The 24,766-nt window shown below is 72.1% G+C and carries 21 protein-coding genes and 1 pseudogene; 9 read left to right on the top strand and 13 right to left on the bottom strand.

Features of this window, described 5'->3' with window-relative positions:
- Nucleotides 1-12: 12 nt before the first annotated feature.
- The 9 genes from ACFY04_RS07910 to ACFY04_RS07870 form a co-directional block, all read right to left on the bottom strand.
- Nucleotides 13-2,880, bottom strand: coding sequence for an ATP-binding protein (locus ACFY04_RS07910; RefSeq protein WP_389114879.1), 2,868 nt, complete (start codon nt 2,878-2,880; stop codon nt 13-15).
- A 102-nt stretch (nt 2,881-2,982) separates the two neighbouring features.
- Entirely contained in the window at nt 2,983-3,390 is a 408-nt protein-coding gene (locus ACFY04_RS07905) for an ACT domain-containing protein (RefSeq protein ID WP_389114877.1), read from the bottom strand.
- 109 nt (nt 3,391-3,499) lie between these two features.
- Complete coding sequence (locus ACFY04_RS07900; RefSeq protein ID WP_389114876.1) at nt 3,500-4,213, bottom strand: hypothetical protein; 714 nt, start codon at nt 4,211-4,213, stop codon at nt 3,500-3,502.
- A gap of 57 nt (nt 4,214-4,270) precedes the next feature.
- Entirely contained in the window at nt 4,271-4,759 is a 489-nt protein-coding gene (locus tag ACFY04_RS07895; RefSeq protein ID WP_389114874.1) for a GNAT family N-acetyltransferase, read from the bottom strand.
- A gap of 226 nt (nt 4,760-4,985) precedes the next feature.
- Complete coding sequence (locus ACFY04_RS07890) at nt 4,986-5,213, bottom strand: DUF397 domain-containing protein (protein ID WP_202505543.1); 228 nt, start codon at nt 5,211-5,213, stop codon at nt 4,986-4,988.
- 145 nt (nt 5,214-5,358) lie between these two features.
- Complete coding sequence (locus ACFY04_RS07885; RefSeq protein WP_389114872.1) at nt 5,359-6,525, bottom strand: thiolase domain-containing protein; 1,167 nt, start codon at nt 6,523-6,525, stop codon at nt 5,359-5,361.
- A complete protein-coding gene (locus tag ACFY04_RS07880; protein WP_389114870.1) occupies nt 6,522-7,580 on the bottom strand; it encodes a thiolase domain-containing protein in 1,059 nt (352 codons plus the stop codon). The genes ACFY04_RS07885 and ACFY04_RS07880 overlap by 4 nt, the downstream gene beginning before the upstream one ends.
- A complete protein-coding gene (locus tag ACFY04_RS07875; protein ID WP_389114868.1) occupies nt 7,580-8,557 on the bottom strand; it encodes a Zn-ribbon domain-containing OB-fold protein in 978 nt (325 codons plus the stop codon). The genes ACFY04_RS07880 and ACFY04_RS07875 overlap by 1 nt, the downstream gene beginning before the upstream one ends.
- Nucleotides 8,558-8,863: 306 nt before the next feature.
- Nucleotides 8,864-9,664 (bottom strand): crotonase/enoyl-CoA hydratase family protein, encoded by an 801-nt coding sequence (locus ACFY04_RS07870; RefSeq protein WP_030384406.1) that lies wholly within the window; start codon nt 9,662-9,664, stop codon nt 8,864-8,866.
- Between the two features lie 198 nt (nt 9,665-9,862).
- On the opposite strand from ACFY04_RS07870, the gene ACFY04_RS07865 reads away from it, so the two are divergent.
- Nucleotides 9,863-11,491 carry an acyl-CoA synthetase gene (locus tag ACFY04_RS07865; RefSeq protein WP_389114867.1) on the top strand — a complete coding sequence of 543 codons (1,629 nt, stop codon included), beginning with the start codon at nt 9,863-9,865 and terminating at the stop codon, nt 11,489-11,491.
- Between the two features lie 94 nt (nt 11,492-11,585).
- Here ACFY04_RS07865 and ACFY04_RS07860 read toward each other — a convergent pair whose 3' ends face one another.
- Together ACFY04_RS07860 and ACFY04_RS07855 are read right to left on the bottom strand one after the other, a co-directional pair.
- Nucleotides 11,586-11,948, bottom strand: coding sequence for a hypothetical protein (locus ACFY04_RS07860; RefSeq protein ID WP_389114865.1), 363 nt, complete (start codon nt 11,946-11,948; stop codon nt 11,586-11,588).
- A 259-nt stretch (nt 11,949-12,207) separates the two neighbouring features.
- Nucleotides 12,208-13,059 (bottom strand): alpha/beta fold hydrolase, encoded by an 852-nt coding sequence (locus ACFY04_RS07855; protein WP_389114864.1) that lies wholly within the window; start codon nt 13,057-13,059, stop codon nt 12,208-12,210.
- Nucleotides 13,060-13,165: 106 nt separating this feature from the next.
- Between ACFY04_RS07855 and paaK the strand changes: the two genes are divergently transcribed.
- Entirely contained in the window at nt 13,166-14,494 is a 1,329-nt protein-coding gene (gene paaK / locus ACFY04_RS07850) for a phenylacetate--CoA ligase PaaK (RefSeq protein WP_389114862.1), read from the top strand.
- Between the two features lie 71 nt (nt 14,495-14,565).
- Nucleotides 14,566-15,420, top strand: a complete 855-nt coding sequence (locus ACFY04_RS07845; protein WP_389114861.1) for a YhjD/YihY/BrkB family envelope integrity protein — start codon at nt 14,566-14,568, stop codon at nt 15,418-15,420.
- Between the two features lie 35 nt (nt 15,421-15,455).
- Here ACFY04_RS07845 and ACFY04_RS07840 read toward each other — a convergent pair whose 3' ends face one another.
- A complete protein-coding gene (locus tag ACFY04_RS07840) occupies nt 15,456-16,997 on the bottom strand; it encodes a fatty acyl-CoA synthetase (RefSeq protein ID WP_389114860.1) in 1,542 nt (513 codons plus the stop codon).
- 157 nt (nt 16,998-17,154) lie between these two features.
- Between ACFY04_RS07840 and ACFY04_RS07835 the strand changes: the two are divergent.
- From ACFY04_RS07835 to ACFY04_RS07810, 6 genes and pseudogenes are all read left to right on the top strand, one after another.
- A pseudogene (locus tag ACFY04_RS07835) lies at nt 17,155-18,723 on the top strand (penicillin acylase family protein); the annotation flags it as partial.
- A 249-nt stretch (nt 18,724-18,972) separates the two neighbouring features.
- Entirely contained in the window at nt 18,973-19,476 is a 504-nt protein-coding gene (locus tag ACFY04_RS07830) for a hypothetical protein (protein WP_389114859.1), read from the top strand.
- 400 nt (nt 19,477-19,876) lie between these two features.
- Nucleotides 19,877-20,257 (top strand): hypothetical protein, encoded by a 381-nt coding sequence (locus ACFY04_RS07825; RefSeq protein ID WP_389114858.1) that lies wholly within the window; start codon nt 19,877-19,879, stop codon nt 20,255-20,257.
- A gap of 99 nt (nt 20,258-20,356) precedes the next feature.
- Nucleotides 20,357-22,705 (top strand): protein translocase subunit SecD, encoded by a 2,349-nt coding sequence (gene secD / locus ACFY04_RS07820; protein WP_389114857.1) that lies wholly within the window; start codon nt 20,357-20,359, stop codon nt 22,703-22,705.
- Between the two features lie 224 nt (nt 22,706-22,929).
- Nucleotides 22,930-23,241: a class I SAM-dependent methyltransferase gene (locus ACFY04_RS07815; RefSeq protein ID WP_389114856.1), complete on the top strand. Its 312-nt coding sequence runs from the start codon at nt 22,930-22,932 to the stop codon at nt 23,239-23,241.
- Nucleotides 23,242-23,258: 17 nt separating this feature from the next.
- A complete protein-coding gene (locus ACFY04_RS07810) occupies nt 23,259-23,411 on the top strand; it encodes a hypothetical protein (RefSeq protein WP_389114854.1) in 153 nt (50 codons plus the stop codon).
- Here the strand turns inward: ACFY04_RS07810 and ACFY04_RS07805 are convergent.
- Nucleotides 23,392-24,387: a hypothetical protein gene (locus ACFY04_RS07805; RefSeq protein ID WP_389114853.1), complete on the bottom strand. Its 996-nt coding sequence runs from the start codon at nt 24,385-24,387 to the stop codon at nt 23,392-23,394. The genes ACFY04_RS07810 and ACFY04_RS07805 overlap by 20 nt on opposite strands.
- Nucleotides 24,388-24,766: the final 379 nt, after the last annotated feature.

The raw sequence follows: 24,766 nt of genomic DNA, 5'->3' as shown, positions 1-24,766 counted from the left end.
CGGCGGATGCGATCACGTTGAGCTACGGGCGAACGACTCCAGTGCGTCCCTGAGCCCGGTCCGGTCGGTGCCCAGCTTGCGGCAGGCCGCGGACAGTGCCCAGTCCGGCGCGGGCAGCACCACCGTCTCCGGCACGGGCTCCTTCTCGGCGCGCACCGCGAGGTCGGCCGCCTGCCGCTCCTCCTCCGTGAGCCCGTCCTCCCAGGCCAGCCCGCACGGCAGGGCACCGCCCAGGCCCAGCAGGGTGTCGGTGGTCTCCGCGGCCAGCCCGTCCGCACCGCATTCCCGTGCCGTCACCACGGCCTGCATCAGCAGGTCCGCGTCGCGCAGCTCGGTGCCGAGCGCGGCCAGGGCGCAGGCCAGTTCGTAGCCGGCCGGTGAGGCCGAGAGCAGGGTGACCGCCTCCTTGAGGAGCCCGGCCCGCTCCTCGGGGGCGGCGACCTGCGCCGCCACCCGCAGGGCCTGGCCGATGCCCGAGGCGGCGCCGAAGGCGCGGGCCCGCCGGACGGCGTCGTCGGCCAGGGCGCGGGCCCGCTGCGGATCGTCGGCGGCCACCGCGCGGGCCAGGTGCAGCTGCCACGGGCACCAGGCCGGATTCTGGATGCCGCGCGGGGTCAGCCGCCGGTCGACCGCCTCCAGTTCGACGATCGCGGCCTGCACCTCGCCCCGGGACAGGAGCAGTTCGGCGTACACGGTCTGCGAGTCGGGGAAGACCACGGCCGCCGGGAAGGGGCTGCCGTACTCGTGCTCCCGGGCCAGTTCCCAGGCCTCGTCGGGCCGGCCCCGGGCGAGCAGGGTGGTGAGGAGGATGGCTATGGCGTACCAGTGCACGGGGGTACGCCGGCCCACGCGTTCGGCGAGCCGCAGCCCGGCCCGGGCCAGTTCCTCGGCCTCCACGAGCCGCCCGCGCCGGTAGCGGACGTAGGCCCGCAGGCTGTAGGCGAAGGACAGATGCGCCCCGCGCCAGCCGTGCCGTTCGAACTCGGCGGTGCCCGCCTCGAACAGCTCCTCGGCGCGTCCGGGCCGGTCGGTGTACATGTGGGCCATCGCGACCAGGACCGGGACCTCGAAGCCGCGGTCCTCGTGGGCCCAGCTGAAGGGCCGCTCCAGCACCCGTCCGGCGTGGTGCAGCACCACGTCGACCGGCTCGCCCCGCAGGCAGGCGTCCCAGGCGCGCAGCCCGATGATGTACCGCTCGGTGAGGTCGCGCCCGGCCAGCCGGTCGGCGAGGCGGGCGAGCCGGCGGGAGCGGGCCGGGGAGTCGGCCTCGGCGGCGTTGAAGGCGTCCCACATGAACTGCTCGGACTGCAGGCGCAGCCGGGCGCGTACGTCCTGGGTGTACGGGATCTCCCGCGCCAGTGATTCCGAGGCCTCGGCGAGCCGGTCGCTGTGCGCGAGGACCTGGGCGAGCCGGATGACGATGCCCTGGCGCAGGGCCGGGTCGTCGGAGGGCTCGGCGAGGGCGGCCCGCAGGTGGTTGACCGTGTTGGCGGGCTCGGTGAGCAGGGAGGCGCAGCCCAGTTCGTAGAGGACGGCGGCGCGTTCGTCGAAGCCCGGGGGTTCGAGCAGCGCGCGGGCGAGCTGGCGGCGGGCGGCATCGGGGGCGCCGGCCCGCAGGTTCTCGCCGGCGGCCTCGCGCAGGGTGCGTACCACCCAGGGGTCGTTCTCGGGGTGGGTCTCCAGCAGGTGGCGGGCGGCCGCGGAGGAGCCGAGTCCGGCGTCGACGACGGCCGCCGCGGCCTTGCCGTGCAGGGCGACGCGGAGCGCGTCGGGGATGGCCCGGTAGATGGAGGTGGCGATGAGCGGGTGGACGAACTCCAGTCCTGCCTCGGCCTCGGGTTCCTCGGCGGCGGCCGCCGAGAGGATGCGGGCGTCACGCAGCCGCCTGGTGGCGTCCGCGGCCTCCTCGGCGCCGAGTGCGGCGACCCGGGCGGCGAGGTCCTGCGGGATGGCGGTGCCGAGGACGGCGCAGGCCCAGGCGAAGCGGACGGTGGAGGGGCCGAGGCGTTCGAGGCGGGCGACGAGGCCGCTGCCGCGCTGGGCGGCGGCGAGGTCTCGCAGCTGCGGGGCGTTGGCCTCGACCGGGGGCAGGCCCTTGCCGCGGACCTTGACGGTGAGTTCGACGGCCTCGAAGGGATTGCCGGTGGTGACGGCCCAGGCCTCCTGGCAGAAGGCGTCGTCGGCGTGTGCGCCAACGGCCTCGCGGACCAGGGTGGCGACGGCGGCCGGGGTGAGCGGGGCCAGGGGCAGCGGGCGCTGTCCCGCCCGGCCGGGCAGCGTACGGAAGGCGTCGGCGTGCGCGGGCAGTTCGTCGGGGCGGTAGGCGACGACGAGGAGCAGCGGGAGGTGTTCGGCGCGCGGGGCGAAGGCGGCGAGCCAGCCGAGGGACTCGGGGTCCGCCCAGTGGGCGTCGTCGAGGACGAGGACGACCGGGGCGCGCTTGACGACGAGGTGGGTGAGCACCCAGTCGAGCCCGTCGCGCAGACCTTGGGGGTCGGGCGGGACGCCCTGTTCCGGGGCGCAGAGTCCGAGGGCCGGGCCGACGATGGAGTACCAGCCCCCGAGGGCGGCGCGCAGCTCCTGCTCGGAGGTGCCGGCGAGTTGGGGCTGGATGAGCTGGCGGGCGACGTGGAAGGGCTGGCTCTGCTCCTGTTCGCCGCCCCGGGCGGCGAGGACGGTGCAGTGGCGGGCGAGGGCGCGGCGGCGCAGTTCGGCGAGCAGGGTGGTCTTGCCGAGTCCGGCGGGGCCGGAGAAGGCGACCAGCGCGCCACCCGCGTCCGGCCCGGGACCGGTGAGCTGGTCCAGGGCTTCGTCGACGATCGCGAGTTCGGCATCGCGTTCGACCATGGTGCGCCGTGTGCGGGTCCGGCGGTCCGTCATGGCTGGTACCCCCCAGGCCTGTTCGGGGGTTCAGCGTACGCCCGCGCGCAGCGCGAGGGATCCCAGTGCGGAAAAGAATCCGATCTTCTTTTCCGGGGAGCGTCAGTCGTGTAGGGAACGGGCCGCGAGGTCCTCCAGGACGGCCACGGCCTCGGCGGCCCGGTCGGCCGCCACGAAGAGGTGGTCGTGGTGGTAGCCGGCGATGACATTGCAGCTCAGACCGTGTGCGCCGAGTTCGGTGGCGAAGGCGGCGGTGAGGCCGACGGCGTCGAGGGCGGAGTGGATCCGCAGGGTGATCCAGCCGGCCGTGTAGTCGTAGGCGAGGCCGGCCGCGTCGGCGTCCTCCTGGCGCAGTACCAGGGTGAGGCCCTCGGGTTCGAGGACGGTGGCGACGGGGGCGGTCCCGGCGGGGACGGTGGTGCCGTCGACGGTGCAGAAGACGTACCGCCCCTCGTTCAGCTCGGGCCGCATGCCGCTCAGGAGTTTCCGCAGATCGTGCTCTCCGCTCATGCGGCCACCGTACCCATCGCTCCGCTCATGGGCGGTCCGTCAGGGCGCCGGCTCTCCGGCCCCGTGCGGGTGGAGCGGGCCCGGCCAGGGGTGAGTGAGGGGGGCCGGTTCATCCGGGGTCCTCGGCGTGGTGCCAGGATCGGCCCCATACTTCGGCCATCTCCTGCCGGTGACCGGCCGCCAGACGTGCCCTCAGGCGCTCCGCCTCCGCCTCCGGATCGCCGTCACCGACGTACAGGGTGACGCCGAGCTGGAGCCACGGCCGACCCTCCCGGTCGGCACGCAGATCCGGGTGGATCATCACCAGTTCGAGGCGTTCCGGCTCGTCAGGACTGGTCCACACCTTGTCCAGCTCGCACTCCCACCGTCGCGACCAGTCCGCGTCCGCCCGGAGCCGCTCCGCCAGCAGCCCCGCCACCGTCCGGGCGGGCCACTCCCATCCGCGGTCGAGAGCGGCCCGGCGGACCTCGGCCTCGTACCGCGCGGCCTCGAACCGGAACTCCGGCAGATCGGCGCTCCCGCCGGCCGGGTTCCGCCAGCCGCCCCAGACGACCTCGTCCCCCTCCCGGCGCACCGTCACGTACAGCGCGCCGCAGCAGATCTCGGTGCAGGAGATCCGCGCCAGCCGTACCTCGTGGGACCCGTCCTCGGCGACGGCGATGCCGCCCGGCCCCAGAACAACCCACGGATCCTCACCCGACCACCCCACCGGCGGCTCCGCCAGGATGTCGCGCCCGTCGACCACGGGCCGGACCTGCACCCAGCCGGCCTCCGGCACCACGATGCGGAGCGCCAGTTCCTGCCGCCGCCGTCGCGTACTCATCGTGTTCCCTCTCGCTGCGTCCGGCGTACGGACCCACGAACCCACGGACCCACGAACCTACGCAAGACGCTTGCGCATCACGGTGCACATCGTCTCGTGGCGGCGCAGCGTCCCGTCCGGGGCCTGCTCCGTCCACGCGTCGGGCCGGCGGCCCCGGGCGACGTAGCCCAGCCGCTCGTACAGAGCGCGCGCCCGGGGGTTGTCCTCCTCCACATCCAGCTCGGCGTGGAGCAGCCCTCGGTTCCTGATCCGCAGCTCCGCCGCTCCGATCAGGAACGTGCCGATCCCGCACGACTGCAGTGCGGGGTGGACGGCGAGCTGCCACAGGGTTCCGACACCCTCCTCGGCCTGGTAGTCGACGCCGCCCTTGGCCACGGGGATGTCCGTCGCGGTGCAGACCGCGAGGTAGTCGACCTCGCCGAGCCGGGCACGCTCCAACTGCCGCGCGACGCCCGCCAAGTGCCGCTCGGACCCCGACCACCCGCACGACGCCAGGTCCGCATGGCTCAAGTCGCGTACGGACAGCTTCAACGCCACGCTGATCACGTTCACCGCCTCCGGCCAGTCAGCATCGGCGCCGCCCGCCGCGGGAGCAACTCCTTTTCCGCAGACCGCCGCAGGCCCCCGGGCGGAGGATCGCAGCGCGTACGTGGCCGTGCGTGGCCGTACGCGCGCGATGCCCCACCCTGGGGGTCGGGCCCGCGAGGATCGCCCGTTCGGGGTCGGATCAGGCCAGGCCGGCTCAGGTCAGGCCGGCTCGGGTCAGGTCGGCTCAGGTCAGGTCGAACTCACCGCCCCGCGCGTTCAGCACGAACTTGTGCCACTCGTCCGGCGAGAAGATCAGTGAAGGGCTCTCGGGACGCTCGCTGTTGCGCATCGCGATGAAGCCCTCGACGAAGGCGATCTGGACGTCGCCCACTCCCCGGCTGCTCGACTGCCAGTCCGCCTCGGTGAGATCGAGGTCCGGCTTTCCCCAGCCAGCGAGGGGCTGTGAAGTCATGCTCTCGGCCACGTGCGTGCTCCTCCCGGTACGTCGTCCGGGGCCAAGGTTAACCACCGCAGCGGGTGCCGGACAGGCCACGGTGAGTCACCCGTGGCCGGTCCGGCTCCCCGGCCGGCCCCTCCGTCGTCGGCCGGGCCTGTGTTCAGGAGGTCGGCTCCTGTGCCCCCACCAGCCACATCGCGAAGAACTGCGCGCCGCCGCCGTACGCGTGCCCCAGGGCCCGGCGGGCTCCCGGAACCTGGTGTTCCCCGGCCTGGCCGCGGACCTGGAGGGCCGCCTCCGCGAAGCGGATCATGCCGGAGGCGCCGATCGGGTTGGTGGACAGCACGCCCCCCGACGGATTGACCGGAAGGTCCCCGTCGAGTTCGGTGACCCCGGCCTCCGTGAGCTTCCAGCCCTCGCCCTCCGCCGCGAAGCCGAGGTTCTCCAGCCACATCGGCTCGTACCAGGAGAACGGTACGTACATCTCGACCGCGTCGATCTCCCGGCGCGGGTCGCTGATGCCGGCCTGGCGGTAGACGTCGGCCGCGCAGTCCTTGCCGGCCTGCGGCGAGACGAAGTCCTTGCCGGCGAAGAGGGTGGGCTCGCTGCGCATCGCCCCGCCGTGCACCCAGGCGGCCGGCCTCGGCGAACGGGCCGCGCCCGCCCGGTCGGTGAGGATCATCGCGCACGCGCCGTCCGAGGAGGGGCAGGTCTCCGAGTAGCGGATCGGGTCCCACAGCATCGGCGAGGCCTGGACCTTCTCCAGGGTGATGTCGTGCTCGTGCAGGTGCGCGTACGGGTTCTTGAGCGCGTTGCGCCGGTCCTTGTACGCCACCAGTGAGCCCACCGTGTCCGGCGCGCCGGTGCGCCGCATGTACGCGCGCACGTGCGGGGCGAAGAAGCCGCCCGCGCCGGCGAGCAGCGGCTGCTGGAAGGGGACGGGGAGCGACAGGCCCCACATGGCGTTGGATTCGGACTGCTTCTCGAAGGCGAGGGTGAGGACGGTGCGGTGGACGCGGGCCGCCACCAGGTTGGAGGCGACCAGGGCGGTGGACCCGCCGACCGAACCGGCCGTGTGCACGCGCAGCATCGGCTTGCCGACCGCGCCGAGGGCGTCCGCCAGGTACAGCTCGGGCATCATCACCCCCTCGAAGAAGTCGGGGGCCTTGCCGATGACGACCGCGTCGATGTCCGCCCAGGTCAGTTCTGCGTCCGCGAGGGCGCGCGCCGCCGCCTCGCGGACCAGGCCGGCGATGGACACGTCGTGGCGGGCCGCCACGTGCTTGGTCTGGCCGATCCCGACGATGGCCACGGGCTCTTTGCTCACCTTGCGTCCCCTTCCAGGACGGCGACCAGGTTCTGCTGGAGGCAGGGGCCGGAGGTGGCGTGGGCGACGGCCCGTCGCGATGCGCCGCGGTGGATCCGGGCGGCCGCCTCGCCGATGCGGATCAGGCCGGCGGCCATCATCGGATTGGCGGCGAGCGCTCCCCCGGAGGGGTTGACGGCCACGTCGTCGGCGAGTCCGAGTGCCTTGCGGAGCACGACCTCCTGGGAGGAGAACGGCGCGTGCAGTTCGGCCGTGTCCACCGGGGCTTCGAAGACGCCCGCGTGTTCGGCGGCGAGCCGGGTGGACGGGGAGTCGGTGAGGTCGCGCAGGCCCAGGCTGTGGGCCTCGATGCGGTGGTCGATGCCGGTGATCCAGGCAGGGCGTTCGCACAGCCGGCGCGCGAGGTCGCCGGCGGCCAGCACGACGGCGGCGACGCCGTCGCCCACGGGCGGGCAGTCCCCGGTGCGCAGCGGCCTGACCTGGTAGTCACCCTGCGGGACGGGGCCGCGGAGCTGGGCGTGCGGGTTGGCGGTGGCCGCGTCCCGGCTGCGTGCTCCGACGGCGGCCAGGGCACTCTCGTCGGTCTCGCCCGCGTCGATCAGGGCCTGGGCCTGGAGGGCGGCCAGGGCCACCGCGTCGGGCCAGAGCGGGGCGACGTAGTACGGGTCCAGCTGGCGGGTCAGCACGTCGCGCACCGACCCCGGTGAGGACTTCCCGTACGAGTAGACGAGCGCGGTGTCGGCCTCGCCGGTCTGGATCTTGACCCAGGCTTCGTAGAGGGCCCAGGCCCCGTCCATCTCGACGTGCGACTCGGAGATCGGCGGCCAGGCGCCGACCCCGTCGAGGGTCATGGTGAAGGAGAAGGCCCGGCCGGCCAGGTAGTCGCTGGAGCCGGAGCAGGTGAAGCCGATCTCGCCGGCCTTCAGGCCGGTGGCGGCCAGTACCTGGTGCAGGACCGGCATGACCATCTCGACTTCGCTGAGCTCGTCGGTGCGGCGCAGGTGGTCGCTCTGCGCGAAGGCGACCACCGCGACCTCGCGGGCGTATCGGGCCATCAGATGAGCTCCTTGTACGCGTCGTAGTCCGCGTCCGGTTCGCCGGTGGGGCGGTAGTGGTCGGGGTAGCGGCCGCCCTCGGTCCATACGGGCTCGACGCGCAGGCCCATGCGGACCTGGTCGTAGGGGATGCCGCCGATCCGGCCGTGGAGGGCGAGGCCGGCGCCGTCGAGGGCGATGTGGGCGTAGACATAGGGGACCTCGATGCCGAGGTTCTTGGCCTTGATGTTGACGATGCAGTAGGTGGTGACCGTGCCGGCCGGGCCGACCTCGACGCGGTCGGTGGTGGCCACCCCGCAGGTGGGGCAGGCGCCGCGCGGCGGGACGTACACCTTGTGGCAGGAGGGGCAGCGCTCGCCGACGGTCCGCCGTTCGGAGAGGGCGTTGATGTACGCGGTCTGGGCGCGGCCGGGGCTGTAGACGTAGTCGAGGCGGGCCTCGGCGACGATGCCGGTGACGGCGCCGGCGTCGGCGTCGGCGTCGGCGAAGCTCCCGTCGTGCGGGACGGCCTCCCCGCCCGCGGGGCCGTCGTACGGTTCGAAGCAGGCGATGTCGGTGATGGCGCCGGTGCGCTCGGCGGCCCAGCGGACGCGTACGCGCATGCCGGTGCGGACGGCGTCGGGGCCGGGCGCGTCGAGGGCGTGCAGGAGGGCGGTGTCGGCGCCGTCGAGCTTGACCAGCACCCAGGCGAAGGGGGTGTCCAGGGGCTGTTGGGGGCGGGGCCGGTCGTTCCACGCCCAGGTCGTGACGGTACCGGTGGCGGCGACCTCGACGAGCTCGCGGATCTCCTCGGCGGTGACGGGGTCGTACTCGACGGGCGGGACCATCACCTTGCCGTCGGAGGTCTTCACCCCGAGGACGGTGCCCTCGCGCAGCCCGGTGAGGAAGGCGCTCTGGACGGGTCCGAGGGACCGGGTGAAGGGGAACTCGACGATGAGGGGCGCGCGGAGCACCTCCGGTGGGGAGGGAGCTGTCATGGCGATTCTCCGATGCGATCGATTCCGGTGTTTTCAACCCCGCCGGCACCTTCAGCCCCGCCGGCACCTTCAGCCCCGCCGGCGATTGAGGCGCGGGGGTCTGGGGCGGAGCCCCGATCTCTCAGCCCCGCCGGCACCTTCAGCCTCGCCGGCGATTGAGGCGCGGGGTCCGGGGCGGAGCCCCGATCTCTCAGCCCCGCCGGCGATTGAGGCGCGGGGGTCCGGGGGCAGCGCCCCCGGCAACGAGGCCGCACCCGGGCACAGGCTCCGGCGGCAGCCACGGGCAAGGACGCGCCCCGGCCCGAACTACTCGCGCCGGTACACCGCGGGCCGCTTCTCGGCAAAGGCCCGCGCCCCCTCCTTCGCATCGGCGGTGTCGAAGATCGGCCACCCCCGCAGGAGTTCCGAGGCCAGCCCCTCCCGCTCCGTCAGCTCGGCGGTCTCGTAGACCGACGCCTTGATCGCCTCCACCGCCAGCGGCCCGCACGCGTTGATCCGCTCCGCGATCTCCAGGGCCGCCGCCAGCGCCGTACCGTCCGGCACCACCCGCCCGACCAGCCCGATCCGCTCGGCCTCGGCGGCGGAGTACGGGCGGCCGGTCAGCAGCATCTCCAGGGCGTGCGTACGCGGGATCTGGCGCGGCAGCCGCACCGTGGAGCCGCCGATCGGGAAGAGTCCGCGTTTGACCTCGAACAGTCCGAAGGTCGCGCCCTCGGCCGCCACCCGGATGTCCGTGCCCTGCAGGATCTCGGTCCCGCCGGCCACGCAGTAGCCCTCCACCGCCGCGATCACCGGCTTGCGCGGCCGGTGGTGGCGCAGCATCGCCTTCCAGTGCAGGTCGGGGTCGGCCTTCAGGCGGTCCCGGTACTGGTCGCCCGCCATGCCCTTCCCGGCCAGGGCCTTGAGGTCCATTCCGGCGCAGAAGTCCCCGCCCGCGCCGGTGAGGACCACCGAGCGGATCCCGTCGTCGGCGTCCGCCTCCAGCCAGCCGTCGTACAGCCCCACCAGCAGCGGCAGCGAGAGCGCGTTCTTCGCCTCGGGCCTGTTCATGGTGAGCACCAGCGTGGCGCCGTGCCGATCCACGGTCAGGTGTTCCGTCCCACCCATTGCCGTCCTCCCGTCTCAAGACCTAGAACAGGTTGCAGTAGGGGAGGGTGCAGTTCAATAGTTTTCTGACACTCAGTCAGATTTTTTGGATGGCGCCCTTCCCCGTTGCCGTCTCCGGCGCTCTAATGACCGCCGGAGCAGGCCGGCCACATGGCCAATCGTCGGGAACTTCGGGAACATCCAGGGTCAGGAGGAACGGTGGAGTACAACCTTGCCGACCTGTTCGAGTCGGTCGTGGACGTGGTCCCGGACCGCGAGGCCCTCGTGTACGTGGACCACCCCGGGACCGGCGCCGAGCGCCGCCTGACGTACGCGGAGCTCGACACGGCGGCGAACCGGATCGCCCACCACCTGCTCGACAGCGGCTTGACGGCCGGCGAGCACCTGGGCCTTCACCTCTACAACGGGATCGAGTACCTGCAGACGGTGCTGGCCTGCCTGAAGGCCCGGCTGGTCCCGGTGAACGTCAACTACCGGTACGTGGAGGAGGAGCTGGTCTACCTCTACAACGACGCCGATCTCGCCTCCCTCGTCTTCGAGGGCGAGTTCACCGGGCGGGTCGCGGCCGCGCTGCCCCAGACGACGAAGCTCCGGCACCTGATCCGGGTCGGCCGGGCTCCCGAGGGCGCCCCCGAGCCGTCGATCGCGCCGGTCCCGTACGCGGAGGCCGAGGCGGCCGGATCACCCGGGCGCGGGTTCCCGCCGCGCAGCCCCGACGACCTGTTCATCATCTACACCGGCGGCACGACGGGCATGCCCAAGGGGGTGATGTGGCGGGCCGAGGACCTCTTCTTCGCCGGGCTCTTCGGCGGCGAGCCCTCGGGCGAGCCCGTGAAGCGGCCCGAGGAACTGGCCGAGCGGGTCGCGGCGCGCGGCGCCGGGCTCACCTTCTTCCCGGCGCCCCCGCTGATGCACGGCACGTCGACGCTGACCTCGTTCATCGCCTTCAACTACGGCCAGCGGGTGGTCATCCACCGCAAGTACGCGCCCGAGGAAGTGCTCCGGACGATCGAAAAGGAGAAGGTCTCCAGTGTGTCGCTGGTCGGCGACGCGATGCTGAGGCCGTTGATCGACGCCTTGAACGGCCCGCTCAAGGGCACGGACCTGTCGTCGCTGTTCAGCGTCTCCTCGTCCGGGGCGATCATGTCGGAGACGGTGCGCGCCGAGTTCCAGCGGCTGGTGCCGAACGTGCTGCTCCTGAACAACTTCGGGTCGTCCGAGTCCGGGTCCAACGGCCGGGCGACGGACGACTCCGGCCCGGAGAAGGGCTTCCGCCTGGTGGTCAACGACCGTACTCAGGTGGTGGATCCGGTGACGCACGAGCCGGTGGCGGTGGGCGAGCCGGGTCGCCTCGCCCAGCGCGGGCACGTCCCGCTCGGCTACTACAACGACCCGGCCAAGACCGCCGAGACCTTCTTCCAGAAGGGCCCGGAGCGCTGGGTGCTGCTCGGCGACATGGCGACCGTCGACGAGGAGGGCATCGTCACGGTGCTCGGCCGCGGCTCGCAGTGCATCAACACGGGCGGCGAGAAGGTGTATCCGGAGGAGGTCGAGCAGGCCCTGAAGTCCCACCCCGACGTGTACGACGCCCTGGTGGCGGGGGTCCCGGACCCGACCTGGGGCAGCCATGTGGCCGCGGTGGTCCAGGTCCGGGAGGGCGCCCAGGCACCGTCCCTGGACCAGATCCAGAGCCACTGCCGCACCAGGCTGGCGGGCTACAAGATCCCGCGGCAGCTGGTCATCGCGCCCGCCATCCAGCGCTCCCCGAGCGGCAAGGCGGACTACCGCTGGGCGAAGGCGGTGGCGACGGAGGCCGACACGGCCTGATCGTCCGCGCCCGCCGACATGCCGCCGGGGTCCGTCGAAAGGGCCCCGGCCGGCGGGCCGTACAGGTCGTACGGGGCGTACGCCCGGCGCTCGCTCAGGACGGCGCGGGTGCGGGTGTGAGGGCCGGGGCAGAGGGTGCCGTGGGGGCGGTGGAGGCGTCGTCACCGTCCACGCAGAACAGCGAGATGGTCACCGGTGCCTGCAGACCCGGTACCGGGTCACCCGCAAAGCCGGCCAGGGCCGTCCAGTTGTTCTTCGTCAGGGTCACCGACGTCCCGCCGGTGTCGGGGCCGGCCTGCCAGCCGTACTCGGAACGGGCTCGCGCGAGGGCCGCTTTCATGGCGGCGTCCACGGTCTCGGGCGCGTGACGCCCCGAGAGCCGTTCGTGGCACCTGCCCAGAACCCCGGAGGGTTCCCGCTCCACCGTGATGCCCTCCGCCGCCAGTATCGCGGTCATCTCCGACACCACCGATTCGCGAGGCAGCGGCGGCCCCGGGTATCGCGGGGGGAGAGGGCCGAGGTCCCGCAGCAAAAACGCGCCGGCGGCCGCCGTGGCCGCCGCCAATGCCGTCAAGGCCAGGGACGCCAGGGCTGTGAGCACCAGTATCCGTCGCACGATGATGTCGGTCCTCTCGGTTCGCGGTACGGCCCGTCAGTCTGCCATCCCGCCGATCTTGACGAACCACCGCCCGACGAGCCCCCGCCGCATCACGCCGTCAGGCGCCCGCCGCCAGGAACCGCTCCACGCGGGCCGCGAACCAGGCCGCGTCGTCCAGCCACGGGAAGTGGCCGGCCCGGGGCTGGACATCGACCGAGCCCCGCGGGAACAGCGTGGCCAGCCGGGCCGCCAGGGCGGGGCGGGGGGTGCCGTCCAGTTCCGCTGCCAGCACCAGGACCTCGCCCGTGACCCGGCGGAGCGCCTCACGGGTGGCGGGTGGGTCGAAGGCGCCGGGGCCCGCGTAGGCCTCGGCGGCCTTCTCGTTCTGCTGCCGCGCGTTCGCCGCCCAGTGCGCCCGGGCCGTCGCGTCCCAGTTCCCGTAGAACACCGGCGCGGCCAGCTCCCAGTCCTCCTCGCCGTGGGCGGCGTCCGAGAGGATCCGCTCGTAGGCCGCGATGGCCGTGTCGTACGGCTCGCCGCCCGCCCGCAGCCGGGCCCCCGCCAGCCGGTCCTCCGCGACGACCGGGAGATCCACCGCCCACGCGGTCGGGGTGACCAGGACGGTCCGGCGCAGCCGCCCGGGGTGCGCGGCCGCGTAGAGCTGGGCGAGGTTGCCGCCGGCGGAGTGGGCGAGGAGGTCCATGCGCTCCAGGCCGAGATGCGCCCGCAGTGCCTCGACGTCGCCGACCTGGTGGTCGACGCGGTACGTCGACTCGTCCGCCGGTACCGCGGAGTCGCCCGTGCCGCGCAGGTCGAGGAGGATCAGAAGGCGCCCGTCCGCCAGTCCGCCGAGGTCTCCCAGGTATGCGGAGGCCCGCATGGCGCCGCCCGGGATGCAGACCAGCGGCTCACCGTCGCCCTGGAGGTGATAGGCGAGTTCGGTTCCGTCGTAGGTGGTGAAGGTAGGCATGCCGGCCAACATAAAAGACGATCACTCGTTCGAGTCATTGATTTAACCTGCGCATTCCTGGCAATCTACCGAATGATCGGTCGGTTTCTCATGGTGAGGTGACGGCATGGCGGTGTACACGGATCTCCACGACACGGGCGAGCGGCTGGGCCGCGACGAGCTGGCCGCCCTCCAGCTCACCCGGCTCCGCGCGACCCTGCACCGCGCCTACGAGAAGGTGCCGTTCTACCGGCAGGCCTTCGACAAGGCCGGTGTGCATCCCGACGACTGCCGGTCCCTCGCCGACCTCTCCCTGTTCCCCCTGACCACCAAGGCCGATCTGCGCGATCAGTACCCCTTCGGGATGTTCGCCGTGCCGCGCTCGCAGGTGCGCCGCATCCACGCCTCTAGCGGCACCACCGGGCGGCCGACCGTCGTCGGGTACACCGACGGGGACCTCGCCACCTGGGCGGACGTCGTCGCCCGGTCCATACGGGCGGCTGGCGGACGGCCCGGCCAGATCATCCACATCGCCTACGGGTACGGACTGTTCACCGGCGGCCTGGGCGCGCACTACGGCGCCGAGCGACTCGGCTGTACGGTCGTGCCCGCGTCGGGCGGGATGACGGACCGGCAGGTCCGGCTCATCGAGGACTTCCGGCCGGAGGTCATCATGGTGACCCCTTCCTACATGCTGACCCTGCTGGACGAGATGGAGCGCCAGGGGATCGACCCGCGCGCCACCTCACTGCGGACGGGGATCTTCGGCGCGGAGCCGTGGACCGAGGAGATGCGCCGGGAGATCGAGAAACGGCTCGACATCGACGCGGTGGACATATACGGCCTGTCCGAGGTCATCGGGCCGGGCGTGGCGCAGGAGTTCGCGGAGACCAAGGACGGCCTCCACATCTGGGAGGACCATTTCTATCCCGAGGTGGTCGATCCGCTGACCGGCGCGGTGCTGCCGGAGGGCGAGCCCGGCGAGCTGGTGTTCACCTCCCTCACCAAGGAGGCCATGCCCGTCATCCGCTACCGCACCCGGGACCTGACGCGACTGCTGCCCGGAACGGCCCGGCCGGCCTTCCGCCGGATGGAGAAGATCACAGGGCGCAGCGACGACATGATCATCCTGCGCGGGGTGAATGTGTACCCGACCCAGATCGAGGAGGTCCTGCTGCGGACGCCGGGCCTGGCTCCCCACTTCCAGCTGCGGCTGACCCGGGAGGGCCGGATGGACGCCCTGACGGTACGGGTGGAGGCGCGTCGGGAGACGGACGCCGAGCGGCGGCAGGACGCGGCCGCCGCCGTGGTCCGGGCCGTCAAGGAGGGGATCGGGGTCTCCGTCCGGGTCGAGGTGGTCGAGCCGGAGACGCTGGAGCGCTCGGTCGGGAAGATCAAGAGACTGGTCGACCTCCGCGGAGCCGGGGAGGTCGGGGACACGCGTCCGGGCGGCTGAAACCACCCGTTCGGGCTCATTTGGGGGTGGCCCCCGGGAGCGGGCCGTCGCTCGGGGGTAGTGCATGAGGTGTGATCTCCACCCTCCGGCAGCTCTACGACCGGCTCCAGGGCTCCCAGATCGGGCTGGCCTGGAGCCGCGGCCGGGAGATGGAGCTGATGCACCGGGCGATGGGTTTCGCGGCCCTCGGCTTCCTCACCCTGGTGCCGCTGCTGGTGGTCGTGGCGGCCGCCGCACCCGGGAGCGGTTCGGGCTTCGGCCGCTGGCTCGGCCAGGCCCTCGGGGTGACGGAGGCCTCGCGGGTCCGGGTCGAGATGCTGTTCGGCGCCGCGGACCTGGCACTGGAGCGGACCACGGCGTTCGGTCTGGCTGCCCTCGCGGTGTTCGGCCTGACCTTCGGGTCGGCCGTGCAGACCGGCTACGAGAAGGTCTGGGACCTGCCGACCGCGCGCTGGCACACCATGTGGCTGCACGTCGTCTGGCTCGCCCTGCTGGTCTGCTACCTCGCCCTGCTCGTGGGGATCCCCTCGCCGTCGAACGACGCCATCGGCACGGTCCTCGGCGCTCTGGGCGACCTCATCGGCACCTGCCTGTTCTTCATCGCCTCGCAGCGCCTGCTGCTCGGCGGCCGGGTCCGCTGGCGTGCCCTGGTGCCGGGGGCGGTCGCGACGAGCCTCGGGCTGCTGGGACTGCGGATCTTCTCGCAGCTGGTGTTCTCCCCGCTCATCGCCTCCAACGCGGTGATCTACGGCCCCTTCGGCACCCTGCTCGTCGTCCAGTCCTGGCTGGTCGGCGTCGGCTTCGTGGTCTACGGCGGCGCGCTCGTCGGCCGGCTCGTGCACGAGCACCTCACCCTGCGGCGGCTGCGGCGCAGCGGACTCTTCCCTCCCGAGGACCCCGCCGCACACCCTCCACGCCCCGGCTGACCGGGCTCCCCGGGGCCGGCTCCCCCGGCCCGGCCTCAGTGGCCGGGCTCCGCGAAGCGGTCGCGCAGTTCCCGCTTGAGGATCTTGCCGCTGGCGTTGCGCGGGAGGGCGTCCACGAAGAGCACCCGCTTCGGGGCCTTGAAGTGGGCGAGCTTCTCCCTTGCGTAGGCCATGAGCTCCGCCTCCGTCACCTCCCCCGCCTCCCCGCGCGGTACCACCACCGCGGTGACCGCCTCGATCCAGCGCTCGTCGGGCAGCCCCACCACCGCCGCCTCGGCCACGCCCGGGTGGGTGTAGAGCACGTCCTCCACCTGCCGTGAGGCGACCAGCACCCCGCCCGAGTTGATGACGTCCTTCACCCGGTCCACGACCGTGAAGTACCCCTGCGCGTCGCGCACCGCGAGGTCGCCCGAGCGGAACCAGCCGTCCCGGAAGGCCTTCTCCGTGGCCGCCGGGTCGTTCCAGTACCCCAGGCAGAGCTGTGGCGAGCGGTAGACCACCTCGCCCGCCGTTCCGTCCGGCACGTCCTTGCCGTCCTCGTCGACGACCTTCGCCTCGACGTGGCGCACCGGCCGCCCGCAGGAGTCCATCCTCCCCTCGTGCTCCAGCGGTCCGAGCACCGTGGCCAGGGGGCCGATCTCGCTCTGGCCGAAGCAGTTGTAGAAGCCGAGCCCCGGCAGCCGCTCGCGCAGGCGCTCCAGGACCGGGACCGGCATGATCGAGGCCCCGTAGTACGCCTTCCGCAGCGCTCCCAGCTCACGCACCGCGAAGTCCGGGTGATGGGACAGGCCGATCCACACCGTCGGCGGGGCGAAGAGGCTGTCGGCCTCCCCGGCCTCGACCAGGTCGAAGATCTGCTCCGCGACCGGCGCGTCCACGATCGTGTTCCGCGCTCCCACCGCCAGGTACGGCAGCAGGAAGACGTGCATCTGCGCCGAGTGGTAGAGCGGCAGTGAGTGCACGGGCCGGTCGTCCCCGGCCAGGTCCAGCGCCTCGATCGCGCTCTCGTACTCGTGGGCGAGGGCCCGGTGGGTCATCATCGCGCCCTTGGGCAGGGCGGTGGTCCCCGAGGTGTAGAGGAGCTGCGCCAGCGTGCCCGGGTCCCGGCCGGCCTCGAAGGGCAGCGGCTCGGCCAGCTCCGCCAGGAAGGAGCCGGGGGCGTCGCGCAGCGCCCGTACCGGGTAGTCGTCGGGGATCCGCCCGGCCAGGGCGGGATCGGCGAGGACCAGGGCGCTCGCGGAGTTGTCCAGGATGTACGCGAGGTCCTCGCCGGTGAGGTTCTGGTTGACCGGGACGTGGGTGAGCCCGGCGCGGGCGCAGGCGAGGAAGGCGAGGAGGTAGGCGTCGGAGTTGTGGGCGAAGGTGGCGACCCGGTCCCCGGCGGCCAGCCCGTAGCGCTCCCGCAGCACGGCGGCGCCGGTGGTGACGGCCGCGTCGAGTTCCGCGTACGTCCAGCTCCGCTCGCGGTAACGCACGGCCGGGCGGTCGGGGACCCGCCGCGCGCTGTCGTGCACCAGACCGTCGACCGTGTTGTCCCGCACCGCTCGCACTGCCCGCACCGCCCGGTCTGCCGTCATGGCGCGATCCTCGTCCTCCCGTACCCCCAAGGTCAATGACCGGATACCAAACGGGATGTTGACAGATCATCGGACGGGCTGAATGAGTGAGGGGGCACGGACGTACCGCCTGTCCAACGGGTAACCACGCCCGTCCACAGGCTACTTGGGAGGACTGTTGCATCTCAGCACTCGTCCGATACTCCGCCGCGTCGCCCTCACCTGCGCCGCCCTGCTCGCCGCGACGGCCGCCGTACCCCAGGCCTCGGCGGCCGCGGCGCCCGACGACCGGAGCGCCGCCGGCGGCGGTCTGTCCGCCGTCATCCGGTACACCGAGAACGGCATCCCGCACATCCTCGCCCCCGATTACCCGCGGCTCGGCTTCGGCACCGGCTGGGCCCAGGCCGCCGACCAGGTCTGTGTCCTCGCGGACGGGTTCGTGACCGTCGCCGGCGAGCGTTCGCGCTGGTTCGGCCCGGACGCGGCGCCCGACTTCTCGCTGTCCTCGGCCACGAAGAACCTCTCCAGCGACCTGTACTTCAAGGGGGTGCGGGAGTCCGGCACGGTGGAGAAGCTGCTGGCGGCCCCGGCCCCGGCCGGTCCCACCAAGGATCTCAAGGACCTGATGCGCGGCTGGGCCGCCGGGTACAACGCCTGGCTGGCCCAGAACAAGGTCACCGACCCCGCGTGCAAGGGCGCCGGCTGGGTCCGCCCGGTCACCCCGGCCGATGTGGCCGCCCGCGCCTTCGCGGTCTCGGTCCTCGGCGGCCAGGGCCGCGGCATCGACGGCATCACGGCCGCCGGGCCCCCGGGCGCCGCGGGCTCCCCGACCGGCCCCACGGAGCGCCCGCAGGCCTCCGATCCGGAGGCCGACCCGGCGGCCGCCGCCGAGGCCGCGCGGGAGTTCTTCGACACCGGCCGCTACGACATGGGCTCCAACGCGGTGGCCTTCGCCGGCGCCACCACGGCGAGCGGCCGCGGCCTGCTCCTCGGGAACCCGCACTACCCGTGGCACGGCGGGCGCCGCTTCTGGCAGTTCCAGCAGACGATCCCGGGTGAGCTGAACGTCTCGGGCGCCTCCCTGCTCGGCACCGCCGTGGTCAACGTCGGCTTCAACGAGAAGGTGGCCTGGAGCCACACGGTCGCCACCGGCACCCCCGTGAACCTCCACCAGCTCGCCCTGGACCCGGCCGACCCGACCGCCTACCTCGTCGACGGCCGGCCGGAGCGGATGACCCGGCGGACCGTCACCGTCCCGGTGGCGGGCGGCGCCCCGGTCACCCGCACCCAGTGGTGGACCCGCTACGGACCGGTGGTCTCGGACCTCGGCCCGGGCCTTCCCCTGCCGTGGACCGCGCAGACGGCGTACGCGCTGAACGACCCGAACGCGGTGAACCTGCGCGGCTCCGACACCGCCCTCGCGATGGGCAAGGCCCGCTCGGTGGCCGGGATCCAGGACGCGCTGAGGAGCACCCAGGGCCTGCCCTGGGTCAACACCGTGGCCGCCGACTCCGCGGGCGGCACCCTCTTCACCCAGACCCAGGTGCTCCCCCGGATCACCGACGAGCTGGCGGCGCGCTGTTCCACGCCGCTGGGCCGGGCCACGTACCCGGCCTCGGGGCTGGCCGTGCTGGACGGTTCCCGCGGTGACTGCGCGATCGGCTCGGATCCGGACGCGGTGCAGCCGGGCGTCTTCGGCCCGGGGAAGGCACCGACGCTGCGGGACGCCCCGTACGCCGAGAACTCCAAGACCATGATCAAGGCATAGTTATCACGCGGCTTTGACGTGCAAATAGCAGCAGGTCAGGGCGGGTGCGGGCAGGACCGGATGCTGCTGGTCCTCGATGGCTGCCACCATCCGGCCATACGCGCGCTCCCTCTTCTCGGAGCTGACACAGAGCGCGTCGGTCCCGCTGGATGTACGACGAACGCGATATCCGCACGGCCGGCCGGGAACTCGCCGGGTTGGCCGTGGTCGCTGGGCGACGTCGTCGAAGTGGCGGTGCCCACGTTCGACGATCGGCGGGAGCGCGGCTTTGAGGAGTGGGCCCGGCCCAACTGGCGCGGCCGACTGGTCTCGTGGATGTTCAACCAGGCCCTCCGTAAGGAGGCCCTGGAGGGCCGTCACAGGCACGTCCAGGCGGCCGGCCATGTCGAGCCGGGCGATTGGCGGGCCCTCAATGCGAATGGTCTGCCGGGCGGTCTGGAGTGGGAGGAGTTCGTCGCGTTCAGCAGCCGCTTCCGGTACCTGCAGAACATCGCAGGTACCCGGCCTCCTCAGCTCCTGAAGTGGTCCGGGGAGGGCTGGCTCCTCCCGCGCGCGTACACGGACCTCCTGGGCCGCTGGGAGCTGCGAGAGGTGGAACCTGATGACCAGGGCCCGGCGGTGCTCCTCCTGCACCGAGCTGGGCTCGTACTGGGGTGCCTGGCGCGCTCCTACAACCTCGGGGTAACGGGAGGAGGCCCCGGGCATAGTGATCACCCGCGATGCCACCGATGACCCGGTCCAGGCCCTGTCCTCCCGAAGCTGCCACGAAGTGACAAGTAGCTCTCTGTAGCAAATCCGGGGTGGGCTTGTCCGGGTTTTCGATCTTTCCGGATTCTTGAGGAGCCGCTCGGCGACGTTGGTCCGGTCACGAAGACCGGAGGGAGCGCGGAGTGCGGCAGGAGTGGGAGCCGGAGGACTTGATCGAGGTCTGGACGCTGTTTGGAGGAGGACCAGGAGCGGCTTCGGAGCAAGTCGGGGGCGGCGAACCGGCTGGGTTTCGCGCTGTTGCTGAAGTTCTTCGGCTGCCGAAGAACTGCCGAGGAACACGGAACGGACCGGGGCGCCCCATACGTTGAGCAGGGCGGGGCCACGCCGTGCGCACCCGACGAGCACCGAAGGGATGGGGGGACGCGTGCCGCAACAGAGCCGCTCCGCGCGCCTGGCCGCGTCCGCGCTGACCCTCGTCGTCACCGTCCTCGCGCTGTTCGTCCCGTTGGCCGGGGCGCAGGGCATGCCCATGCCCGCCGACAGGCCGCTCGCCCACCACACGGTGGCGGGGCACGCCGGACAAGGGGCAGGACCGGACGACGACGTCCCGGCGCGGCATGTCGCGGTCACGCACCGACCTGACGCCCACATCCCGGGCCCGCAGCCTGCGGGCCCCGCGCGTACGGCCGTCGACACGGCCCCGCGCCGCGCCCTGGGCGGGCCCGACACGGGCCCCGCCACCGCACTCGCGCCGCCGCGCAGGCCGGCCGAGTCCGCCGCCCCGCGCGGCCCGCCCCACCGATGAGCACGCAGACCGTCATCGACGCCTGACCCTTCTGACCCGGCGCACACCGCGCGGGGCCGGTCACGCGTCCCTCCGTCCCGCCCTCATCGTGGAGTACGCATGTCTCACGCACCCTTGTCCCGCCCACCCTTGTGGAGGGCGATCATCGCGCTGGCAGCCGTCGCGCTGTCCCTCTACATCGCCCTCACCCAATCCGCCCGCCTCGGCCTCGATCTGCGCGGCGGCACCCAGATCGTCCTGGAGACCCGGGACTCACCCACCGTCAAGGCCGACGCCGCATCCACCGACCGCGCTCTGGAGGTCCTCAGGCAGCGCGTCGACGCCCTCGGCGTCTCCGAACCCGGCATCGCCCGCTCCGGCGAGAAACGGATCATCGTCGAACTGTCCGGAGTGCAGGACCCACGCAAGGCCGCCGAGGTCATCGGCCGCACCGCACAGCTCACGGTCCACCCGGTGACGGGGGCGACGGCCGACGAGGGCTCCGCGAAGCCCGAGGCCGACGGATCGCGCACCCTGCCCGACCCGGACCAGCCGGGCAACCACCTGAAGCTGGGACCCACCGCCCTCACCGGCGAGGGGGTCGAGGACGCCGAGGCGGTCCTGGACCAGCAGTCGCTCAGCGGCTGGATGGTCTCCCTCGACTTCCGCAAGGGCGCGGGCGACACCTGGGCGAAGATCACCTCGGACGCGGCCTGCGCGCCTCAGGGCGCTCCGGAACGCCGCGTCGTCATCACCCTCGACAACAAGATCATCTCGGCGCCCGGCGTCACCGCGGACGTGGTGTGCGGGACCGGTATCACCGGCGGCTCCACGCAGATCAGCGGCGGCTTCGGCCGGGCCGAGGCGCGCGAGCTGGCGGCGCTCGTGAAGGGCGGCGCGCTGCCGGTGCCCCTCGACGTCGTGGAGCAGCGCACGGTCGGCCCGACGCTCGGCGCCGACGCAATCGAGGCGAGCACCAAGGCCGCGCTCATCGGCATCGCCCTGACCGCACTGTTCATCACCGTCGTCTACCGGCTCCTTGGCGCGCTCGCCGCCTTGGCCCTCGCGCTGTACGGCCTCATCTCGTACGCCGCTCTGGTGGCGCTCGGCGCGACGCTCACGCTGCCGGGGCTCGCCGGGTTCGTCCTGGCGATCGGCATGGCGGTGGACGCGAACGTCCTGGTCTTCGAACGGGCCAGGGAGGAGTACCTGGGCGTCCGTTCCAAGGACTTGGCGAAGCCGGTGAAGACCGGCTTCGCGAAGGCGTGGAGCGCGGTGATCGACTCGAACGTGACGACGCTGCTCGCCGCGGGATTGCTGTTCTTCTTCGCCACGGGCCCGGTCAAGGGCTTCGGGGTCACCCTGTGCATCGGCGTCCTGGCATCGATGCTCACGGCGCTCGTGATCACCCGCGCGCTCGCGGACTTCGCCGTCGCCCGCAGCTTCGTACGCAAGCGCCCCGGTCTGACGGGCATCGCCTCGACGGGCCGGGTCCGCACATGGCTGTCCCGCCGCAACCCGAACCTGGTCCGCCACCGTCGCCGCTGGCTCGGCGCGAGCGCACTCCTGGTGGCGGTGGCCGTCGCAGGAATCCTCATCCGCGGCCTGGACTTCGGCGTGGAGTTCACCGGCGGCCGCCTCGTCGAGTACAGCACCAGCAGGTCCGTCGACGCGGACACGGCCCGGAACGCCGTGTCCGACGCGGGGTTCCCGCGCGCGGTGGTGCAGGAGTCCGGCGACGGCGACATCACCGTACGCACGGAGAAGCTCACCGACGACGAACAGCAGCGCGTCAAGGCGGCCTTGGAGGAGCCCGGCGGAACCGTCACGGTGGAGCGTGACGAACAGATCGGCCCGAGCCTCGGCAGCGACCTGCGCCACAAGGCGCTCCTGGCCCTGGGCATCGCGGTGGCCGCCCAGCTGATCTACCTCAGCGTGCGGTTCCGCTGGACCCTGGCGGCAGCGGCAGTCTCTGCGATGGTCCACGACGTCCTCCTCGTGGTGGGCCTGTTCGCCTGGCTGGGCAGGCCGGTGGACAGCGTCTTCCTGGCGGCGCTGCTCACAGTGATCGGCTACTCCGTGAACGACACGGTGGTCGTCTTCGACCGCGTCCGCGAAGCGCGCCACCGAGACCCCCGAGGCGACCTGGAGAAAACGGCCAACCACGCGGTGGTCCAGACACTCCCGCGCACGGTGAACACGGGTATGGGAGCCCTGTTCATCCTGACCGCACTGGCGGTACTGGGCGGCGACTCGCTGGCGGACTTCTCCGTGGCGCTGATCGCGGGCGTCCTGGTCGGCATCGCCTCGACCATCTTCACCGCGGTCCCGATCGCGATCGCCCTGGAACACCGCAACCCGACACCCCCACCGGCACGGGGCCGCCGCGCCGCGAAGGAAGTCCCTGACGGGTACAGCCCGTTGGAGGCGCGGAGGAAGAAGGAGAGGGGGACGGGGGCGGTCGTCTGAGCCCGCGAGGACGGCCCTGAGGCCGAGGGCAGCCTCCATCACACGCCGACCGGGCCTCCACGGAGCTCCAACAACCGCGGCCACGCTCCGTGGAGGCCCTGTCGGCACGATGCCCGGGGAAGCGGCACCTCTGCCACCATCATGACTTTCGGTCACGGAATGTTACGCATTCGCTTCCGGATTTCCTCATCAAAGGGTGTTAGCGGGTTCTTGAAGGGCCGCGGGTGCGTGACCACGGCGCTGTGGTGGACGCGATCGACTGTTCAGCCACCCAGCACCAGCGGGCCCGGGACCGCTACCTGGACATGGCCGGGCTGAACCTGCTGCACGGGGATGCCGTGCAGCATCTGGCGTGTGCCAATCCCTACGACCTGATGTATGCGGTCAGCGTCTTCCCCTTCGTGGACCCGGCGCGGCTGATCCCTGCGGTTGTCCAGAAGCTCCGGCCACGGGGACGGCTGGTGTTCTCTGGCGCCTGCATACCAGCGTCACCGGTCACGGGCCGGAGACCGATGTCGTTGCCAGGCGGGAGCTGATCCGGCTCGCGGGCGGCGTGGAGATCCCGACGGACATGTACGTGCTGGACTCCCCGGTGTGGACCGGTCTCCTCACGGGTGCCGGGCTCGTCGTCGATAAAGTCCTGACTCTGGACTACGAGGGCGAGGCCCCCGTGTCATTCCGGGTGTTCATCGGCCACCGGCCGTAGACGGGCTACTTGCGCCCTGGGCCACCGCGAACTGGTGAGCCTCGGCCAGGATCCCGACAAGGGCGACCACCTGACCGGCGGCCAGGCGGTGCATGCGCTCGAGTACCTGTGCGTCGTCCAAGGAAGCGGTCCATGCGTGCAGGACGGCACGCCCTGGGCTGTCCGGTAGCGGCACGAGAAGGTCGACAAGACCTATCCGCGATACTGCGGCGCTGATGCTGGCGGTCGCACGGTCGGCTGCTGGGGTGCGTCCTGCGCCGAGCAGGGCTTGGCGGGCGTCCTTGTGGCCAGTCGTGATGTCCAGCTGCGGAGGCAAGCTGGGTACATTGGCTGTCCCTGCAACCAGGGTCGGGATAGCTACGGTGCGCACCCACTTTTCCAGAGCTCCCAGCTCAGCTGCGGCCACGCCCCAGGCATCAGAATGCGGGCGCTGGAGCGCGACCGTCGGAACCACGTTCAGGACAATCTGTTCGCCGCGAGGAACGCTGGCCAGGACGCTGCCCTCCTCCAAGGCGATGCTGCGGCCGGCACCCGGATCCGCAGCAATCGCCACTGCGACGCTCTGGCTCGGGCTGTCGGCATAGACGGCCCCGACCCGTGTGGCGGCGAGTGCAGGCATGCGGTGCTTGGCCAGGTTGGTGTGCGTCGCCAGGACTCGGAGCGGATGTTCGTCGCTGTCCGCCTCCTGGAAGGGTTGCAGGCGGCGGAGCCGTTCAACCAACGGTTGACCAGCTACCAGCGGGGGGATATCTGCCCGTCCCTGCCTTGTGAGCCATAGGTCGAAGGCGCGCTCCGTTGTCGTCGCAGGGACCTCGATTCGAGGGGCCTCCTGGCGTGTCAACGGCCTGCCGAGCTGGGACTCGACTTCGGCGTACAAGGTGTGCTCCAACGCGGCGCGAAGCTGCGTGAGGGCGTCCGCCACCAGACGTGGAATCGCGGCGGGTAGAGGCGCGATTGCCTTCACCACCAGCTGCAACCGGTCGCCCTCCTCAACTTCCGTCAGGGTAAGCGGGCCTTGCTCGGAGTAGGCGTGTATCAGGCGGATGGCCTGCGCGATGGTGTGGTCCCGTGGGCCAGGGTCTGGGTGACGTGGAGTTGGTGATCAGGAAGCCAGGAGTAGGCGGCAGCTGGGTGGCTCATGAGCAGAGCGTAGCTAGCCCTTGCCCCCTGCAGGAGGGGGATATTCGACGCCCGGGCTGGCTCCCTAACGGGCAGAAGAGGAAACGGTCAGCACGCACGCCTCCATCGCTTCAGGGGCTAAGAGCTCGTAACACGATCATGCGTCGGGCTTGTTGAGGCGTCGCCAGCAGATGAGGCTGCAGGCGAGGGAGACGAAGGCGTCGTGGAGTTCGGTG

The sequence above is a fragment of the Streptomyces sp. NPDC001549 genome, from assembly GCF_042894025.1.
Taxonomy (GTDB): Bacteria; Actinomycetota; Actinomycetes; order Streptomycetales; family Streptomycetaceae; genus Streptomyces; species Streptomyces kutzneri.
Note: the sequence above shows the minus strand (reverse complement) of the source record. Positions and strands in the feature narration are given on the sequence as shown.

Excerpts from the sequence above, each read along its gene's own strand:
- ACFY04_RS07910 (WP_389114879.1), bottom strand. The coding sequence starts at position 2,880 with ATGACGGACCGCCGGACCCGCACACGGCGCACCATGGTCGAACGCGAT.
- ACFY04_RS07905 (WP_389114877.1), bottom strand. The coding sequence starts at position 3,390 with ATGAGCGGAGAGCACGATCTGCGGAAACTCCTGAGCGGCATGCGGCCC.
- ACFY04_RS07900 (WP_389114876.1), bottom strand. The coding sequence starts at position 4,213 with ATGAGTACGCGACGGCGGCGGCAGGAACTGGCGCTCCGCATCGTGGTG.
- ACFY04_RS07890 (WP_202505543.1), bottom strand. The coding sequence starts at position 5,213 with ATGACTTCACAGCCCCTCGCTGGCTGGGGAAAGCCGGACCTCGATCTC.
- ACFY04_RS07880 (WP_389114870.1), bottom strand. The coding sequence starts at position 7,580 with ATGGCCCGATACGCCCGCGAGGTCGCGGTGGTCGCCTTCGCGCAGAGC.
- ACFY04_RS07875 (WP_389114868.1), bottom strand. The coding sequence starts at position 8,557 with ATGACAGCTCCCTCCCCACCGGAGGTGCTCCGCGCGCCCCTCATCGTC.
- ACFY04_RS07870 (WP_030384406.1), bottom strand. The coding sequence starts at position 9,664 with ATGGGTGGGACGGAACACCTGACCGTGGATCGGCACGGCGCCACGCTG.
- ACFY04_RS07860 (WP_389114865.1), bottom strand. The coding sequence starts at position 11,948 with ATGACCGCGATACTGGCGGCGGAGGGCATCACGGTGGAGCGGGAACCC.
- ACFY04_RS07855 (WP_389114864.1), bottom strand. The coding sequence starts at position 13,059 with ATGCCTACCTTCACCACCTACGACGGAACCGAACTCGCCTATCACCTC.
- paaK (WP_389114862.1), top strand. The coding sequence starts at position 13,166 with ATGGCGGTGTACACGGATCTCCACGACACGGGCGAGCGGCTGGGCCGC.
- ACFY04_RS07840 (WP_389114860.1), bottom strand. The coding sequence starts at position 16,997 with ATGACGGCAGACCGGGCGGTGCGGGCAGTGCGAGCGGTGCGGGACAAC.
- secD (WP_389114857.1), top strand. The coding sequence starts at position 20,357 with ATGTCTCACGCACCCTTGTCCCGCCCACCCTTGTGGAGGGCGATCATC.